The following is an 18,780-nucleotide window of genomic DNA, read 5'->3' on the forward strand; positions in this document are numbered from 1 at the left end:
GAGTGCAAAATTCTTGAATTTTTTAGCACTCTACCAATTAAAGTGCTAAAATATTTGTATTAGAGTGTTGTGGAGGTAAGCTATGGAATTTAACTTTGAAGATTTATTTAATAACATCCAAGACAATAATAAAAATAAAAATACTGAAAATGATCCACTTAAAATATACGGCCGTAATTTAACTGACTTAGCTGCTAAACATGAATTAGAACCAGTTATAAATAGAGATGATGAAATTAGAAGATTAATTCGTATTTTAAGTCGTAAAACTAAAAATAATCCTGTATTAGTAGGTGAGCCTGGTGTTGGCAAAACTGCAATTGTGGAAGGCTTAGCTAGAAAAATAGTAGAAGGCGAAGTTCCTGAAAATCTTAAAAATAAGGATGTCTATGAGCTAGACTTAGCAAGCCTTATAGCTGGCGCACAATTCCAAGGGCAATTTGAAAAAAGACTTAAAGATGTATTAAAAAGAATTGAAGATTCTAACGGCGAAATAATTGTTTTCATTGATGAAATACATATGTTGGTTGGTACTGGTAAAAATGCTGATGGTGGTATGGATGCTGCTAACATTGTTAAGCCACTAATGGCAAGAGGAAAAATGCACTTAATTGGTGCAACAACCTATAATGAATATAGAAAATATATTGAAAAAGATGCAGCATTAGAAAGACGTATGCAAAAGGTTGATATTTTAGAGCCTTCAATTGATGATACTATTACTATATTGCGTGGAATTAAAAGCAGATTTGAAAACTATCATAATGTAAAAATTCAAGATGATGCTTTAGTAGCTGCTGCTAAGTTAAGTTCTCGTTACATTTCTGATAGATTCTTACCTGATAAAGCTATTGATTTAGTAGATGAGGCAGCTGCTACTATAAAAACCGAAATTAACTATGAACCAGAGGAATTGGAAAAAGTAAAGCAATTATTAACTCGCTTAAATATGGAAAAAATTGCTTTAAATGAAGAAGATAAAGAAAAGCATAAAAATAGAATTTTAGAGCTTGAAAAAGAAATTAAGTCTGCTAATGAAAAAATAGGCAAGCTGCAAAATAAATGAAATGATGAGAAAAAAGAATTAGAAGACTTGTCAAAATTAAAAAAATATTTAGATGATTTATGATACAAAATAAACATTTACAAAAGAGAAACTAAATACGAAGATGCTTCAAGACTAGAATATTCTGAAGTTCCTAAAATTGAGAAAAAAATAAAAGAATTAGAAGAAAGAATTTCTTCAGGCGCATCAACTTTAATTAAAAATAGTGTAACAGCTGAAGAAATTGCAGGTATTGTTTCAAAATGAACAATGATTCCTGTAACTAAATTACTAGAAACTGATAAGCAAAAATTATTGAATCTTGAAAATGAATTAAAAGCAAGAATCAAGGGTCAAGATGAAGCGGTCAATTTGGTGTCTAAGGCTGTTTTAAGGGCAAAAGCTAACATTAATGATCCTAACAGACCACTAGCAAGTTTTCTATTCACAGGACCAACAGGTGTAGGTAAAACCGAGCTAGCAAGAGCATTAGCATTTGCTTTATTTGACAGTGAAAAGCAAATGATTAGACTAGATATGTCTGAATATATGGAAAAACACAGCGTATCTAAAATAATTGGTGCTCCTCCTGGCTATGTTGGATTTGACCAAGGCGGGTCACTAGCTGAAAATATTAGAAAAAATCCTTATACAATTTTGCTTTTTGATGAAATAGAAAAAGCTGATAGAAATGTTTTAAACATCTTGTTACAAATTCTTGATAACGGTGCATTTACTGATTCAACTGGAAGAGTCATAAACTGTAGAAATTTAATAATTATTATGACTTCTAACATTGCATCAAACATTGAATTAAATGAAGCTTTAGAACAAGTGCCAAGCTTAAAAGCTGAATTGCTTAAATTTTTAAGCCCTGAGTTTGTCAACAGAATTGATGAAATTGTTAAATTTAACCACCTTAGTGAATATGACGTTCAACAAATTGTTATTTTAGAGCTTCAAAAATTAATTAAAAGAATTTCTGAAACTAAAGAAATTACCCTAAAGTATTCTCCTAAATTAGTTGAACACATTGCTAAAAATGCTTATGATGAAAACTTTGGTGCCCGTCCAATTAAGAGATATATTCAAAACAATATCGAAAGCATGCTAGCTTACCAAATAATTGATGGTTCTCTTCATAAAAATAATGAATATGAAATAACTGTTTTTGCAAACAAATTCATTGTTTCAAAAGTTAAGTAGAACTACAAAAAAACGCTTAAAATTTTACACTAGGACAAAAAGTAGACATCAGCATACATGTTGATGTTTTTTTGTTGGTGGCACAAAAATGGCTAAACAATTGAACTTAGTGAATGAAAATACTTATTGCAAAGTATAAAAGACATAGATCTGGAAAACTCACTAAAAAATGTTTTTGAATGAAATGATGAAAGCAAAAAATGTAGAGCGCATTTCTAATGAGAAATGAAAGAGATTAGTGAATAAGTATAAAAGAAATAATTTAGGAATGAACATAGAATCAATGAGCGGAAAATTGCCTAAAAAAGGCAAAGGTTCCTCAGACTAAAAAAAGACAAAATCAAATGAAGAAATATTAGATGAATTTTTAAATGATCTAAATAAAGAAGATTTGATAAAGATAATAAAAATAATTTCTACAGATGACGAAATTAAAAAGAAAAAAAGGACAAGTTTGGGGAATCTAACAGTAAACTTAAGCATCGCTTAAATAACTTTCTTAGTTGATATAATAAAGAAAGAATGTTAAAAAATTCGATTACAAAACTCCTTATAAGGTGTGTAAGGTGTTTTGTAAAAAATAATTTAAGATCTGCTTTTGTGTCCTATTGTAATTTTGAAGTGCCTCTTATAAATTATGAAAATAAATCGTTTAAAACGTGCTCTCGTCACCCTTGTTTTATAAATATAGGAGTATTATTTTTGTGTTTATTAATGACATTTAAAATTTCCGTATCTGTGATATCACTTTCTAATATTCTTATTATCTCATTTGTTGTAAACGCAAAGATGTTAACACCATAAATATGTCGCATATTGCTGGTCGTATCTTTAAATTCTATAAACTGTGAAGCTCTAAAAATATTTATAACATTATCATCCAATTCATTAGCTATATAAATTGTTTGTGGTGCATAATTCTTGCTTTCAAAATTAATTGCATGCCTAATAACTGGTTCTAATTCTGCTCTTTTTTGATTATATTTATTAAGTAATGTTGCTTCAATTTGTAATGAGTATTTATCGGTAAAAATTTCTATATCCCCTTTGTAACCTGAATTATGTATTATAGGTAAATAGCTCCCATCCAATGTGACCCCGAAGCATTTATGTAAGTTGTAATTTTTTGATTCAGATATGTAGAATCAAGCAATTGTTAGAATATATTCGTAAATTGTAGGTATTGTTGCGCTTCTTGTAACTAGATTAAATACCAATTCGTCATTTCTAGTGTCAATATTTTGTAAAATTTCAATAACTTTTTTCTTAGGAAACTTCTTGTATATATAATCCCTAAATTCTTTTTCATTTTTTAGTTCTAAATTAAATTTAAAATCATAACTTTCATCGCCAAAGCCGATTTGTTTTTTAATTGAATTCATTATTGCATCTATATCATTGTCATTAATACCAAAAATCTCACATAAAGATAAATCACTGAATCAAACGCTATTGTTTTTGTTTTCGTAGTCTAAATATGAGTCTTTTCCTCTTAATGTGAATTTATCAGATAAAAAAGATAGTAATGGTGTTATTATCCAGCTTAGGTTCAATTTAACTATTCCATTGTTAAAACTAATTAATCCGGAGATCTCGAACAATCTTTTGCACATGTCAGAATACTCTCTAATAATATCTGCTGTTTTATTCATAATAAATTCAATGTAAATTTTGTTTATTGGCCTTAGCAAAAGATTGTCATTCTTATTTTTGCTTATAAAACTGTCAACAGTGTCTTTTGAATTGTATTTAAATAATGTTGAATTAGAGCCGAATGCTTTTTTTATTACATCTTTTTTTGAAGACAAAATTAATAAATCCATGTTTTCTTTGCAAGGATTGTTATTAAAATTGATAAGTGCATTAACAAAATTTAAATATTCTTTTACTGATTTTGTCGTTTTTTTGTTGGTGAATAATGAAGAAAATTCATCAAAATCAAATTTATCATTCTGCAGCAATGATTCAGCCTTGTCTATGTCTACATGCGATATAAACAGGTGAGTAAAATTATTTTTATAAAAATCATCAAACGACAATTTATTGTCATAAACTTGTTGGTAATTATCAATGATATGGTTTAATTCCTTGTTGCTCTGTGTAGGTCTAATAGATTCTATAATTGTTAAAAAATGATTTTGACTTATGCCTGTATATTTGGATAAAAATTTAATTGCAAATCTAAAGTTATAAAAGTATTCGTCACTTTCAGAATCATAAATTTTTGTCTTAAATAATTGTCTTAAATATACCAAGTTATGAATAGATAAATTAAGCAATGATTCTATTTTGTCAGGATTCTTAAGTGAACCATATAAATATGAATAACCCACATCGCTTATTTTTCTGTTCTTGTTAATAAAACCAATTTTCATCAAATTATTGGTTAGAGTTCTTGCTCTTAAACCTTGCTTGGATTCATCAACTTCTTTATCACTTGTTCTGCTAAATTTTTTAAACAATTTTTGACCATAATTTAATTCTAAATTTCTTATTTCATCTATAAATAATTGATAAAATTTTTCTTGTTCTTTCTTGTCCCAAATTTTATTGTGTTTCATAAATTTATCTATAAGATTAAGCAAAATAAAATTAATTTCTACGATTTCATGTACTCTTATTGATGTGTCACCCATGTTAAAATACTGTTCTTGTGTTTTAATTTCATTATTTTCTCCCTTGATAAAAGGTAGTTTTTTTATAAAGGCTATACATTAAATATCAAAAATGAAACTTTTTGATATATGCTGTTGATATTATAAAATATATATAAGTATAAGGGGGTGTGGATGGAAAAAAATTATTAAAACAACTTTTTAATGAACAAATCAACCCTGCTTTCAACACAGACCCATTATTTACTTTTTCTAGTATTAATAATGATAGAGTCAATATAAAAAGTCGAAGATACTTAGGAGCCAAAACTAAACTTCTATACTTTATTTACCATGCAATTAAAGACAAACTCAACGACATTGACACTTTTGCAGATATTTTTGGCGGAACTGGCGTTGTAAGTTATATGTTTCAGCAATTAAATAAAAAAATTATTATTAATGATATTTTAGAATCTAACTTTGTGTGCTACAATGCATGATTTGGAAATCAGAAAGTAGACATTAATAAAATCAAATTGTTATTAGATGAATTAAATAATCTAAATCCCATTTATCCAAACTATGTTTCTGAAAATTTTGGAAATAAATATTTTAGTGAATATAACGCAATGAAAATTGGGTTAATAAGAGAAAAAATTGATTCCTACAAAGTAAATAAAAGGGAAAAAGACATACTTCTCACGTCGCTATTGTATGCAATGGATAAAATTGCAAATACTACTGGGCACTATGATGCTTACATTAAAAGAAATATCATTGACAAGCATTTGTTTTTACAATTACCAGATCTTTCTGTAAATAATAATGGGAATAAAATTTTTTGCGAAGACGCAAACCAACTTATAAGACATATCAAGGCTGATTTAGTTTATATTGATACACCTTATAACTCAAGACAATATTCAAGTACTTATCATATAGTTGAAAACATAATAACATGAAAAAAACCAGAAGTTGAAGGCGCGACTTCTAAGATGGTTAATAGAAAAGACAAAAATTCGCTTTATTGCACTAAAAATGCATTTAATGCCTTTACAGATCTTATTGAAAATATACAGGCAAAATACATACTTGTCTCATTTAGCAATATGGAAAATAAAGGTAATGCTAGATCTAACAATAAAATTACACATAATCAAATAGTTGATACATTAAAATTGAAAGGAAAAGTTACAGTTTTTGAATCGGGACATAATCCTTATACAACTGGAAAATCAAAAATTAATAATCATAGAGAAATTTTGTATTTATGCGTGACAAAAAAATAGGTATTACTCAAGATAAATATATTAAATCTCCCTTAAATTATATTGGTGGAAAGTATAAATTGTTAAATCAGATTATTCGTTATTTCCCTAAAAATATCAATACTTTTTATGACTTATTTGCCGGCGGTTGTGATGTAGCAATTAACATTAAAGCAAATAAAATAGTTGTTAATGATATAAATGATAGTTTAATAAATTTATACCGTTATATTTATGAAACAGAATTAGAAATATTAATTGAGCAAATTCAAAAAGTTATTGTTGAATATGAACTTTCTGACACATCAAAGAATGGCTATAAATATTATGGAACGGACTCCTCAATTGGATTAAAAAAAGTCAACAATAGTTCTTATATTAAATTAAGAGAAAATTTTAATCATTCTACATTATCCAATACAAACAAAAATGTTGCTTTTTATGTATTAATTGCGTTTGCGTTTAATAATCAAATAAGATTTAATAAAAGTGGACATTTTAATACTCCATGTGGCAAGAGAGATTTTAATAAATCATTAAAAAACAAATTTATAAATTTTAAAAAAGAAATGATTAGCAAAAATTTGAGTTTTACATCACAAAGTTATGAATTCTTTTTTGATAATCAATTTAGCAAAAATGATTTTTTATATATAGACCCTCCTTATTTAATTTCTATGGCACCATATAATGAAAATAATTTATGGAATGAAAAAAAAGAGATTGAGTTATATAACAATCTTAATAAGATACACAATAAGAATGTAAAGTTTGCATTAAGTAATGTCTTAATTCATAATGGAAAGGTTAATAAAATTCTTGAACAGTGAATGAAAAAATATTATGTGCACTATTTAGATTCTAACTACAATAATTCGAACTATCAGAAAAAAAATAAACAAAAAACAGTTGAAGTTTTAATTACTAATTTTAAATCAAAGTAATTTATTTTTTAATTTTGCGCAAATTGCGTATTGCATAAAATATTTCTTGCATTTTTTTATTATTTATATAAAATTAAATTACTTATGCTGTCAAGTAGTAGTGCTTGACACCTAAAATATTTATAAAGGAGCTTAACTATGGTTAAAATTAGACTTAAACGTCTAGGAAGCAAGTTCAACGCTTGCTATAAAATTGTAGTAGCAGATGCTCGTGCTCCACGTGATGGAAGATTTATAGAAGCTATTGGTGAATACAATCCTCACTCAAAGGCTCTTAGAATCAACGAAGAAGCTGCTATTCAATGAATTAAAAATGGTGCACAACTAACTCAAACTGTTTACAACCTTTTCAAAACTCAAAAACTTAACGAAAAAATCAATTCTGTACTAAAAAGTGAAAAAGTTGCTGCTAAACAAGCATCAAAATAATTTATGAAGATTAATTTTTTAACGCTTTTTCCTAATTATTTTGCCCCTTTTACTGAAGAATCAATCATTGCAAAAGCAATAGAAAATAAGCTTATTGACATAAACATCGTTGACTTTAGATTATTTAGTTTAGATAAGCATCATAAAGTAGATGATGAAACATATGGTGGTGGTCAAGGTATGCTTTTACAAATTGAACCTATTGATAGAGCTTTAGATTCATTAGAAAACAGAGGCGGCTATAAAATTTTAGTTTCACCACAAGGCAAAGTTTTTAACCAAAGAAAGGCACATCAGTTATCTAAATTTGACCAAATTACCTTTATTTCAGGCAGATATGAAGGATTTGATGAACGGGTAACAGAACTAGTTGATGAAGAGTTATCAATTGGTGATTATGTGCTTACTGGCGGTGAATTGCCTTCTATGGTAATGGCAGATTCAATAATTAGGCTTATTGATAATGTCATTCGCAAAGAAAGCCATGAATATGAATCATTCGAAGGTGATGGCCTATTAGACTATCCTCAATATACACGTCCACGTGAATATAAAGGAATGTTAGTGCCTGAAGTTCTTTTAAACGGCAATCATGCTGAAATTGAAAAATGAAGGAAAGAAGCTAAATATAAAAAGACATTAAAAAATCGTCCAGATATTATTGAAAGGATTAATCATGAGAAATAAATTAATCGAATTAGTAGAAGCTAGTCAATTACGTACAGATTTCCCAGAATTTCGTGTTGGAGACAACGTTAGAGTTCACGTTCGTATTCGTGAAGGTGGAAAAGAACGTATCCAAATTTTTGAAGGTTTAGTAATTAGCAAAAAAGAATCAGGTACCAGAGAAACTTTTACAGTTAGAAAAATATCTTTCGGAATTGGTGTTAATAGAACTTTCCCACTACACTCACCACTAATTTCAGCAATTGAAGTTGTTAGATCTAACAAAGTTAGAAGAGCAAAACTTTACTACATGAAAAACCGTGCTGGTAAATCAGCTCGTCTTAAAGAAATTAAGAGATAAAAAAGCCAGGCCGGCTTTTTATTTTGTCTCTGTTTTATAGGTATTTTAGTAATTTAGCTTAACTCTTTTTTTACTGTCAAATTGATAGTCAACTGCATAAATAGATCCATCAGCAAGCTCAAGCCTAATTCCTGCTTTTACAACCTTTTTAGTAGCAAAAAATAACTTAACTCTCTTTCCATTAATATAAGCAAATGCTCCTGGGTTATACTCATATGCTCTTATTTTATTTATTGCTTCGTCGCAAGTTAAATCTTTAGTTATTTCAGCATCTTCTTTATTTAATTTAGGGCTAAAAGTAACTTTTGATTCATCTTGCACTTCTCTTTCAAGCTCTCCTTTATCAATTTTATTAAGTCACTCAACAATATGATCTGCAGTAAGCAAGCTAATTTTCTTTAAAAGTGAAGAAGCTACATCAGTTTCTTTAATTTCAAACTCTATTTTGGCAAAAACATCACCGGCATCCATCGCTTTTACCATTTCCATAAACGATACACCAGTTGTTTTATCATTATTTAACAAAGCATGCTGAACTGGAGCAGCACCACGATATTTAGGCAATATTGAACCATGAACATTTAAGTTTAATTTTTTAGCTATTTGTAAAACAGAAGTAGGTATCAATTGACCAAAAGCAGCTGTTACTAAATAGTCATAATCTAAAGCTCTTAATTCATCAGCAATTTGTCCTATTTTTTCAGGTTGAAAACACTTGATATTGTATTTTTGCGCTAGTGCTTTAGTTGGCGTGCTGGTTAAAACCCTCCCTCTTTGATTTGGCTTATCTGGTTGGCTCACAATTCCTACAACCGTAAAATTATTTATAATTTTTTCAAAAATTGGGACAGCAAATTCAGGAGTCCCTGCTAATAAAATCTTCATAGCATAATTTTAATAAATTATTTAATATAATGTTAGAAGATATAGACCATTATTGCTAAAGGAGCATTATGAGTTTGAATCCCATCCACAATAAGTGAGTCAAAGAGCGCTCGTTGAGCAATAATTCTTTTTATAATATTTGAAAGCTAAATTATAATAAATCGCCTGATTGAATTAATGATGCTTTTTCTGGAAACATTCAAGCAATAGGTAATAAAATTACAGCTGATTTAGAAATGGGCACAATCTACTTAAATGAGTACACTACTGTTGCCATCGCTAAGGCTTTTTATAATAATTTTTTAATTAATAGCGACATTAAAAAAGTTTTACTTTCATCTGATAACTCTGAATCATCCAATTTGCTTCTAGACATATTTGCTAGTGAGCTTAAAAGCGAAAAAGTTACTGTTATTAGAGTAAATGATTTTGCAACTGTACCAACCGTTTACAAGCAATTTATAGCATCACAGGAAAAATGTGAAACAGTTGTTTCTTTTCAAAATCCTTTAGGGAATAAAAAAAGAGCTCAGATTTTATTTAACTATGCAGACGGTTCAGCTTTTTCTAGAAGTGACATGCAAAAATTAGTTGACTATATTAACAAAGTCGATTATTTAAACATTGATTTGCCTGCTTTTAACAACAATTATGACTACTCAGACGCTATTGATAAATATCTTGAACAAATTCACAAAAGATATAGTACAAATGAATTTCTAAGCAAAAATTCACTGCCATTTGGAATCGATGTTTCTAGAGCTTTAAACAAAGAATTTTTTACTAGCAATTTAAAATACTTTAATTTGCCGTTTTTTTCTATAAACAGGGCAAAAAATGCAAATTTTTATTATGCTAACCATCATAATTATTTGCAAAGAATTAACTGAAAAGGCATTGGACATCGTTCAAAAGCCAACTTTATTATCAATGAAGAAGGAACAGGTCTTAATTTCTCAATTAAACACAAGTCGGTCTTAAAATATTTTAAACCTGATGAAATAGCTGCACTATATCTTATTTTTTTAATTAATGATGACCCTGAATTTGATAAAGAATCATTGCAAAAAAGCTTTATAGCAAAAAACTATTTTGCTGGTTCACTAACACATAGCATTGCCTTAGAGAATAATATTGAAGTCTTTGAGTTTGTCAATAGATCAAACGTTTGAAAATATGTAGCTGAAAATCCTGAAATGAATTTGCTTTTAGCTTTTACAAGCAGTAGCGAGTTTGCTGCAAATAATAGATTAACTAATTCTTTTGATGCGAATTTATTTTTATTAGAAATTCTTAGAATGATTAACTTTTATAAAAAGCAAAAAAATCAAGATCTTTTTGAAGTCCTTGATGATATTTACAAAAAATATAAAAGACATCATTTAACCATACATACCTATGAAATAGACTTAAACGGCGCAGTAAGATTTTTTGAAAGAATAAAATCGGCCACTAAATTTGGCTCTAACTTACAAGTAACTAGAGTGCAAAAAATTGAAAATGACAACAATATTGAATCTAATTCAATATACAAAATTTCTTTTAGAAACCGTGAATATGCCTACATTCATTATAATCAGCAAGCAAAAGCAATATCTTTTTATTGTGACACTATTGAACGAAGCGGTGAGCAAAATGGTGAAACAATGATGGTTGTTAGAAACAATGAAATGTTAGAAGGATTACTTGAATTAAAAGAAGAAAATACTATTGACAAATTTTCAGTTAAATCAGTACTAAAATATTTTGCTTACTCGCTATTTTTAATAGGTATTATCATTTTCCTTTTCTACTCCGTTTATAACCTTAAAGATGAATTTGGCACTAGTGCAGGAGGGCCATCTGAAGTATTTAAAGCATTTTATAAAAAGCTTTATATAAAAAACGATATAGCTGAATTTGTGCGGCCTGCGAATGCGGGTTATATTGCTAGAGCCTCTTTTGTTTTCCTATCATTTGGAACATTTGTGTGATCAATTTTCCAAGCTTTGATTTTTAAGAGAGTCATAACTCTTCAAGGCGATAAAGTTAAATGAAGAGACATATTTGTTGGAACAATTATTGGTATTGTCGTGCAAACAATTACTCCTAAATCAATTGGTGGCGATATAGCTACATATTGATATTTAAGAAGACGTAATGTTCCAAGAGCTTCTTTAATGTCAGCAATAGTTGTTAACTCATTTATTTGACAGCTTGGCAACATAATCTCAACTGCAATTTTTGTGCCTATTGGTATTAAGACATTCTCTAACTTCTTTGTTAGTTCAAACCCCAACTCTATTACATTTATTGTAATGCTTGTACTTGGCTTAATTTTCGACACAGGCTGAACTACACTACTTTTGGTCATAACACTTAATAAAAAATTACAAAGATTTGCGCTTAAGGCATTAATCGCGATTATTGAAATAACTCCTTTTATTAGAGCATATGATTCCTTTGCAATAAAAGCTAAATTTGAATATGAACTTTTCAATATAAATAAGTGCATTAAAAAAACTTTTAAAAATCCGTATTACTTGTTTGAATTAGTGCTACTTAAATTTGTGCCTTCGCTTTTAACATTCAATGCTTTCCAAGCGCAAGCACTAGGCATTGTAAAGCCCGATGTGCCTCATGGATACTACTGAAATCTTAATATCCAAAATACAATGATTAGAGTGGCTAACTCAATTTCATTTACTCCTGGTGGCACTGGTACAGCTGATTATTTATATAAAGTATTGATTAAAGAATCAATTCAAGCAACTCCATATGATGGAGCAACTGCTTTTGCTAATTCTTCAATAATGACTGCTTTAAATACTTTAGGCTTTGTTGTTATTGGAACACTTGTTTCAGCAATAATTTTAGTGCTAGTATATATAGGTGAAAAGAGAATTGATCATTATCGTAAGAAGAACAAAAACTATAAATTATTGGCTACTAACTTAGCTGATAGCAGAATAAAAACACAGTCAACTTACTACAAAATAGTGTTCCCTGTTGTTTTAATTGCGCTAGTTTCGTTATCATTAACATTTATTCTTGTTAATTAGCACAATGCCTGTTTTATAGGCCTATAAGTAAAAAAACATAATTAAAAATGAAGCGCCTTGCTTCATTTTTAAATTTTGTTTGTTAACTTTATTTTAAATATTCTTTTAAAACTTCTTTAACTTCTTGTTCGTTTTCGCACTTAATTGCTTTTTGGGCTAACTCTTGCATTTCTTTATATGAAAGCGAGCTAATTATTTTTCTAGTTCTTAAAATGCTACCTGCTCCAACAGAAAACTCATCTAGTCCTAGTCCAAGCAACAATGGAACTGCTTCAGGATCACCTGCCATTTCACCACACATACCGGCTCATTTGCCGTGTTTATGAGCTCCATCAATTACATATTTAACTAGTCTTAATATAGATGGATTAAGTGGTTGGTATAAATATGAAATGCTTTCATTCATTCTATCAGCGGCCATTGAGTACTGAATTAAGTCATTAGTTCCAATTGACACAAAGTCTGCATATTTACAAAATTGATCAGATAGCACAGCTGCTGCTGGTGTTTCCATCATTAAGCCTACTTCAATTTCGTCCGCCTTAGCGATCTTATTATTTTCTAATTTGACTTGTTCATAGGCTTCTAAGTAAATTTTCTTAGCTTCAATAAATTCATCCACGCAAGTAATCATTGGGAACATAATAGCTACTTTGCCAAACTCGCTTGCTCTAATAATTGCTCTTAATTGCGCCATAAATACTTCTTTATGTTTTGGATCTAAACATAAACGAATAGCACGGTATCCAAGGAATGGATTCATTTCTTCAGGAAACTTAAAGTATTGTAAAGTTTTATCACCACCAATATCAAGCGTTCTAATTATCACTTTTTTGCCTTGCATTGCTTCTGCAACAGCTTTATAAGCTTCAAATTGCTCTTCTTCAGTAGGTCAGTGATCATTGTCCATGTAAAGAAATTCAGTTCTAAACAAGCCAACTGCTTCAGCATCATTTTCTATAACTGAATTAACATCTTTAATTCCACCAATATTAGATGCTATTTCTACTTTATGATTATCTTTAGTTACTGAAGGCTTGCCAATTAAAGACTTAATTTCAATTAAATATGTATTGTATTCATCAAGCAGCTTTTGATACTCACTTAATTCAGCATCACTTGGATTAATAATTACAGCACCATTTGCGCCATTTAAAGCTATTAAATCATCATTATTTACATTTTCCAAAACATTCTCAGTTCCAACAATGCTAGGAATATTCATGCTTCTAGCCATAATTGCAGTATGCGAAGTTGTGCCACCAATATTAGTTACAAAACCTTTGACATATTTTTTGTCCAATTGCACTGTTTGAGAGGGACTTAGGTCTCTTGCCACAATAATAACTTCACTATCAATTGCACTTAAATTTGGCTCCTTGATACCATTAAAGAAATACAAAAATTTCTTTAATATATCTCTAATATCAGCTGCTCTTTCCTTCATATAAGCATCGTCCATTGAATCAAAAACTGCAGCCATATTATTAAAATATTCATTGGTTGCATAAATGGCAGACTTATTTTCATTTTTAATAGCATTCTTAATATCTTCAGCAGCTGCTGGATCTTGAGCTAGTAATAAATGTGCGCCAAAAATCTCTTTTTGCTCACTAGTTTTTGCTATTTCAATTGTATGCTTAATGTCTGCTGATATTTGTTCTACTGCTTTGTTGAATAACTCAGTTTCATATTCTATGCCTTTTGAATTATTCAAAATTTCTAAAGGCAACTCTTCAATCTTGAATGCTTTAGCAATCGCAATACCTTTTGATGCTCCAATTCCTTTGATGTGCATATTGTTACCTCAACTTTAAAAAATTAAATGTTTATAATTGAATAATGAAAAAAAATAATGTTAAAAGACCAATATTAGATGAAAACATTTATTTAACTAAAAGTGAAAAGAATATTTTGGACTTTATAAACTCATTTGAGCAGGCTGAATTCAATCTCTCACAGGCTGAATTAGCCAAACTAGCTAATTCATCAGAAGCTGCTGTCAGCCGTTTTGTTAGAAAATATCACTTTAAAGACTACAGAAACTTCATTGCTTCAATAAACATTAAGCTTTCTAACTTTCAACGTATGTATCCAATTAAATATGATAATGGCAAAGAGCCTAATCCATTTAGTGTAATTTACTCATCATATAAATATGCTATTGAAAGCATCAAAGAAGAAAGCGTTACTGAAAATTGTATTAAAGCAGCAGAATTAATCAATAACAGTCGAAATGTTTTAGTCTATGGCTCAGGCTCAAGTCAGCGCAGAAGTTTAGACTTAGTTGCTAACTTGATAAAAATAGGAAAATCTGTTGTTTATAATTCAGATTTTCACATATTCTTTCCTGCCTTAGCAAATGCTGATTCTAGTGATACATTAATTGTGTTTTCAAACAATCTTAAGTCAACTGAGTCTCATTTTGTTATTTCAAATGCTCATAAAAATGGTCTTAAAATAATTGCTATTACATCTAAAAATGATAATAAAATCAACAAAAATCTTGATGTGATTATTCAGTATCAAAAAATTCAAAATGATACATTATTAGTTCCAGTTAGCTCACGGGTTTCGCAGATGCTAATTGGTAACATTTTATTTGAAGCTATTATTTACAATAATGATGAAAATTATAATAAGCTTAAAAAATCGTCTGCATTAATTGATGAGTGAGCAAATATTGATAAAGTGCATCACAAAATGTAATTTTATTTCAGAGTGCTTGCTCTGCTTTTTTATTTATTTACTTTAGAAATTTCAAAAAATCCTTTTGAATAAATAAATTCTAAAACTTGACTTTCGCTTAACTGCTCTTTTTCTTTTATGACTTTAAAATAGGCTAATGGGACACAAAATATTAAGCCTCTAGCTAGGTGTTTTAAAGACTTATCATTTAAAATTACTCTAACTTGTTCATCAACTTCATAAACTAAATAATTAGCTTTGTCTTTTAGCGAGCTAGGATTGATGGATATGCCTGTTTTTAAGTGTCTTTGGACTGCATTAAACACTTTATGTCTAGGGTCATTATTAAGATCTATTATCCCGCCAGGGTAGTAATTAAGTTCTAATTTGTCTATTAAGTTTTCAATTTCTTTAAATGGATATGAGGCTCATGAACGTCTAGAAAAAGTTCATATTGATGGCTGATATCAATATGCATTATTAACATAATTAACACGATAAGTCTTTAATTTAGTTTCCATTTATACCTATTTTTGGCCGTAATAAGCATTTTTGCCATGCTTACGGTTGTAATGTTTCTCTACTAATGCTTTTTGTGCTTCAGGAGCACTGCTATTACTTATAATTAAGGTTTTAATTGCCATTTTGGCAACTTGTTCTAATGTTAATGCTAAATCAACTGCATCTTTAGGTGACTTAAATGATCAAACAAAAGGGCCATGTTCTTTAACTAGTGTTGCACTTGTTGCTTTCCAATCAAGCTTTCTATTGTTAAATGTTTCAATAATAACTAACCCAGTGTTATGCTCATAAGCACCATTAATTTCCTCAGGAGTTAGTGCTCTAGCACAAGGCACTGATCCATAAAAATTGTCTGCATGAGTTGTACCAAAACATGGGATATCTTTGCCAGCCTGTGCAAAAGCTACTGCATTAGTACTATGTGTGTGTACAATGCCTTGAATTTCAGGATGATTTTTATAAAGCAATGTATGAGTTGGTGTGTCGCTTGATGGCCTATATTTTGAATCGTACACATTATTATCCATATCGGTAATAACCATATCTTCAGGCTTAAGTGTTGCATAATCAACACCACTAGGCTTAATGACCATATATTTTCTATCCTTAGTTATTCCTGAGACATTGCCTCAAGTATGAATAACTAGATTGTACTTGACTAAAAGCATATTGGCATCATACACTTCTTGCTTAAGCTTAGCTATTTCGTCACTATATTTTTTATCAATTTGATTCATATTAATTATCCCCGCCAACTAACTCTCATTGCTTATTATAAAACTCATATGCATCAGCAATATACTTGATAGCTTCATCTTTGCTTTCATCGGGTTTATTAAGTGATCACATTTCGATCATTATTGGCTGATTAAGCTCTAATTTTTTCAAAATATTAAGCATATAAGGAAAATCAACTGTGCCAGTGCCAAATGGCGTGTCTCTAAACTTGCCAGGAATTGTATCCTTAAAATGGAAAGCAACAAGGTGATTTTTAGCAATCTCAAATTCATTGTATAAGTCTGTTTTATTGGCTCATTGGTAAATATTTCCTAAATCAGGATATATTTGTAAATATGGGCTATTAATCATATTTATATATGTTAAAGCTCTAGTGTTTGTTCCCATAAAACGAGTATCCATTATTTCAAAAGCTAGACAAACTGAATGCTTAGATGCTAGTTTAACTGCTTTTTTAATACCTTCAATAAAAAAGCTTCTAGTTTCTTCATCGCCTTCTTCATAATAAACATCATAGCCGGCTAATTGCACGGTTCTTATGCCTAATTTTTTAGCAAGAATTATGGCTTTTTCCATAATTTCCATTGCTTTTGCTCTAATTTCAGGATTTTTTGATCCAAAAGGATATTTCCTGTGTCCACTAAGCGTCATTGAATTAAAGTTAAACTTATGCTTAACTAATAATTCTTGCACTGCTGCAATTTGTTCATTATTTCAGTAAATTCTGTTTAATCTTTCGTCACTTTCATCAACTGAAAATTCCATAAAATCATAGCCTGCTGCTTTAGCAATTAATATCTTTTCTTCAAGAGAAAATTTGTTGTTTATGGCTTTTTCATAGATGCCAACTAATCTATTTTTAACTTCAGTATTTTGCAAACTCATCTTTAAAAGCCTTTGCTGCTAATTCAGGATTTTCTGCATCACGTAATGATCTGCCAGCTATAAAAATATAAATTGGAATGTCTTTAAAAAGTTTAATATCTTCTAATTCAACACCGCCAGTTATAGTAACTTTAAAGCCCATTTTTGATAGCCTGCTAACTGCATCAATGTCTTTTTGGCCTCATTTTACACCACTAGCTTGGCTGTCTCTTGAACGGTGTCATACAACTTGGGGCACTCCTGCTTGTGCTCAAGCATCAGCTTGATCTCAAGTAAAGTTTGAAGTTAATTCTATTTGCACTTCTTTGTTATCGCCATATTCTTTTGCAATATTCATTGTTTCAGTAATAGTAGGTAATTCAGCAGCACAAATACATGTAGTAAAGTCAGCCCCGTTTTCAAAAAACATCTTGCCAAATACTTTTCCTGCATCGGCAATTTTGCCATCAGCAACAATAATTTTATTCGGAAAAGCTTCTTTGAGCGCCCTGATTGCTTTTTTGCCTTCTGATGCTATTAATATGGTTCCAACTTCAATAATATCTATATATTTTTCGGCTTTTTTTGCACTCATAATTGCATCTTCAATGGTTAAATTATCAAGCGCAATTTGTAGCATTGGTTTCATAAAATGTACACTCCGTTTTAATTCATATACTTTGTGTAATCAACACTTTTAATGATTTCAATTACTTCTTCTTTTGACTTAGCATTAGCAATTTTGTCAATGTTAGCTGGATCTTCAAATACTGCAATAATTTGTGGTATAGCTACTGCTGTATGTGTTTCACCATCTTTAGCAGCTAAAGTCATCACAATTTTTACTTCTCTTGGATCATTTGCAAACATAATAGGCTTTTTAAGTGTTAGCAAACTAAATCCATTTGAAAAAACGCTGTTTTCGGTTGCTGAGGCATGTGGCATAGCAATGCCATCTACTAAAATATAGTATGGCCCATGCGCTTCAGTTGATTTTAAAATTGAATCATAATAGCCATAGTTAATAATGCCTTTTTCTACTAAAGGCTCACATGACTTATGAATAGCATCTTTATAATCTTTTGCTTCATAGCCCACAATAATTGAATCATTAGCAATTAAATTGTCTAATAAATTTAGCTTTGCTGACATTATTTAATTCCTTTAGCTAATGCATCTTTGAACGCTGCTTTAATTTCGTTAATGTCCATAACATTTTTAAGTCCATGAACTGATGCTTTTGAGTTAGATACCTCAGAAACAAAGTTGTTGGTACATAAAATAACATCAAAATTATTAGCAACAGACTTACCCATTCCAAGACCTAGTGCTTCTACTGAGCCTTGTATGCCTAATTCACGCATTGCTTGTTCAGTTTTTAATTTAATAATCATGCTGGTTCCCATTCCAGAACCACAAAGGCAGAGAACTTTCATATTTACCTCTTTTTTTACTTTTATAATTAATAAAATTATATCCAAAAGTATATATCCCTATAAAATAACTAATAAAGGAAACCTTTATTA

General features: G+C 29.6%; 17 protein-coding genes. 8 read left to right on the forward strand and 9 right to left on the reverse strand.

All coding sequences use genetic code 4. The features are described from left to right. Positions 1-82 precede the first annotated feature (82 nt). A complete protein-coding gene (locus MAGB_RS01330; protein WP_004024023.1) occupies positions 83-2,251 on the forward strand; it encodes an ATP-dependent Clp protease ATP-binding subunit in 2,169 nt (722 codons plus the stop codon). 635 nt (positions 2,252-2,886) lie between these two features. Here the strand turns inward: MAGB_RS01330 and MAGB_RS01340 are convergent. After that, complete coding sequence (locus MAGB_RS01340) at positions 2,887-4,812, reverse strand: AlwI family type II restriction endonuclease (protein WP_235750723.1); 1,926 nt, start codon at positions 4,810-4,812, stop codon at positions 2,887-2,889. A 224-nt stretch (positions 4,813-5,036) separates the two neighbouring features. On the opposite strand from MAGB_RS01340, the gene MAGB_RS01345 reads away from it, so the two are divergent. The 5 genes from MAGB_RS01345 to rplS all read left to right on the forward strand — a co-directional run bounded on the left by MAGB_RS01345 (position 5,037) and on the right by rplS (position 8,516). After that, a complete protein-coding gene (locus MAGB_RS01345) occupies positions 5,037-6,137 on the forward strand; it encodes a DNA adenine methylase (protein ID WP_004024025.1) in 1,101 nt (366 codons plus the stop codon). Further along, the gene (locus MAGB_RS01350) at positions 6,119-7,060 is read left to right on the forward strand and encodes a DNA adenine methylase (RefSeq protein ID WP_004024026.1); all 942 of its coding nucleotides are present in this window, start codon (positions 6,119-6,121) and stop codon (positions 7,058-7,060) included. Before MAGB_RS01345 ends, MAGB_RS01350 begins: the two co-directional genes overlap by 19 nt. Positions 7,061-7,198: 138 nt before the next feature. Continuing rightward, complete coding sequence (rpsP, locus tag MAGB_RS01355) at positions 7,199-7,489, forward strand: 30S ribosomal protein S16 (protein WP_004024027.1); 291 nt, start codon at positions 7,199-7,201, stop codon at positions 7,487-7,489. A 3-nt stretch (positions 7,490-7,492) separates the two neighbouring features. Continuing rightward, positions 7,493-8,176: a tRNA (guanosine(37)-N1)-methyltransferase TrmD gene (gene trmD / locus MAGB_RS01360; RefSeq protein ID WP_004024028.1), complete on the forward strand. Its 684-nt coding sequence runs from the start codon at positions 7,493-7,495 to the stop codon at positions 8,174-8,176. Beyond that, positions 8,166-8,516, forward strand: a complete 351-nt coding sequence (gene rplS, locus MAGB_RS01365) for a 50S ribosomal protein L19 (protein WP_004024029.1) — start codon at positions 8,166-8,168, stop codon at positions 8,514-8,516. The genes trmD and rplS overlap by 11 nt, the downstream gene beginning before the upstream one ends. A 45-nt stretch (positions 8,517-8,561) precedes the next feature. Here the strand turns inward: rplS and fmt are convergent, their stop codons facing one another. Then, positions 8,562-9,401, reverse strand: a complete 840-nt coding sequence (fmt, locus tag MAGB_RS01370; protein ID WP_004024030.1) for a methionyl-tRNA formyltransferase — start codon at positions 9,399-9,401, stop codon at positions 8,562-8,564. Between the two features lie 68 nt (positions 9,402-9,469). Between fmt and MAGB_RS01375 the strand changes: the two genes are divergently transcribed. After that, entirely contained in the window at positions 9,470-12,442 is a 2,973-nt protein-coding gene (locus tag MAGB_RS01375) for a lysylphosphatidylglycerol synthase transmembrane domain-containing protein (protein WP_235750724.1), read from the forward strand. Between the two features lie 88 nt (positions 12,443-12,530). On the opposite strand, the gene ptsP is transcribed toward MAGB_RS01375, so the two are convergent. Beyond that, positions 12,531-14,240, reverse strand: coding sequence for a phosphoenolpyruvate--protein phosphotransferase (gene ptsP, locus MAGB_RS01380; RefSeq protein ID WP_004024032.1), 1,710 nt, complete (start codon positions 14,238-14,240; stop codon positions 12,531-12,533). A 44-nt stretch (positions 14,241-14,284) separates the two neighbouring features. On the opposite strand from ptsP, the gene MAGB_RS01385 reads away from it, so the two are divergent. Next, the gene (locus MAGB_RS01385; RefSeq protein ID WP_004024033.1) at positions 14,285-15,151 is read left to right on the forward strand and encodes a MurR/RpiR family transcriptional regulator; all 867 of its coding nucleotides are present in this window, start codon (positions 14,285-14,287) and stop codon (positions 15,149-15,151) included. Positions 15,152-15,180: 29 nt separating this feature from the next. Here the strand turns inward: MAGB_RS01385 and MAGB_RS01390 are convergent, their stop codons facing one another. The 6 genes from MAGB_RS01390 to MAGB_RS01415 are packed head-to-tail and all read right to left on the reverse strand — an operon-like array spanning position 15,181 to position 18,690. Beyond that, positions 15,181-15,651 (reverse strand): MPN499 family protein, encoded by a 471-nt coding sequence (locus MAGB_RS01390; protein WP_004024034.1) that lies wholly within the window; start codon positions 15,649-15,651, stop codon positions 15,181-15,183. 6 nt (positions 15,652-15,657) lie between these two features. Beyond that, on the reverse strand, positions 15,658-16,389 hold the full coding sequence (locus MAGB_RS01395; protein ID WP_004024035.1) for an L-ribulose-5-phosphate 4-epimerase: 732 nt from the start codon (positions 16,387-16,389) through the stop codon (positions 15,658-15,660). Between the two features lies 1 nt (position 16,390). Next, positions 16,391-17,275, reverse strand: a complete 885-nt coding sequence (locus MAGB_RS01400; RefSeq protein WP_004024036.1) for an L-ribulose-5-phosphate 3-epimerase — start codon at positions 17,273-17,275, stop codon at positions 16,391-16,393. After that, positions 17,250-17,903: a 3-keto-L-gulonate-6-phosphate decarboxylase UlaD gene (locus MAGB_RS01405; RefSeq protein ID WP_004024037.1), complete on the reverse strand. Its 654-nt coding sequence runs from the start codon at positions 17,901-17,903 to the stop codon at positions 17,250-17,252. The genes MAGB_RS01400 and MAGB_RS01405 overlap by 26 nt, the downstream gene beginning before the upstream one ends. 17 nt (positions 17,904-17,920) lie before the next feature. Continuing rightward, the gene (locus MAGB_RS01410; RefSeq protein WP_004024038.1) at positions 17,921-18,406 is read right to left on the reverse strand and encodes a PTS sugar transporter subunit IIA; all 486 of its coding nucleotides are present in this window, start codon (positions 18,404-18,406) and stop codon (positions 17,921-17,923) included. Beyond that, a complete protein-coding gene (locus MAGB_RS01415) occupies positions 18,406-18,690 on the reverse strand; it encodes a PTS sugar transporter subunit IIB (RefSeq protein ID WP_004024039.1) in 285 nt (94 codons plus the stop codon). Before MAGB_RS01415 ends, MAGB_RS01410 begins: the two co-directional genes overlap by 1 nt. Between the last annotated feature and the right edge of the window lie 90 nt (positions 18,691-18,780).

It is taken from the genome of Mycoplasmopsis agalactiae 14628 (assembly GCF_000266865.1).
GTDB lineage: Bacteria > Bacillota_I > Bacilli_A > Mycoplasmatales > Metamycoplasmataceae > Mycoplasmopsis > Mycoplasmopsis agalactiae_A.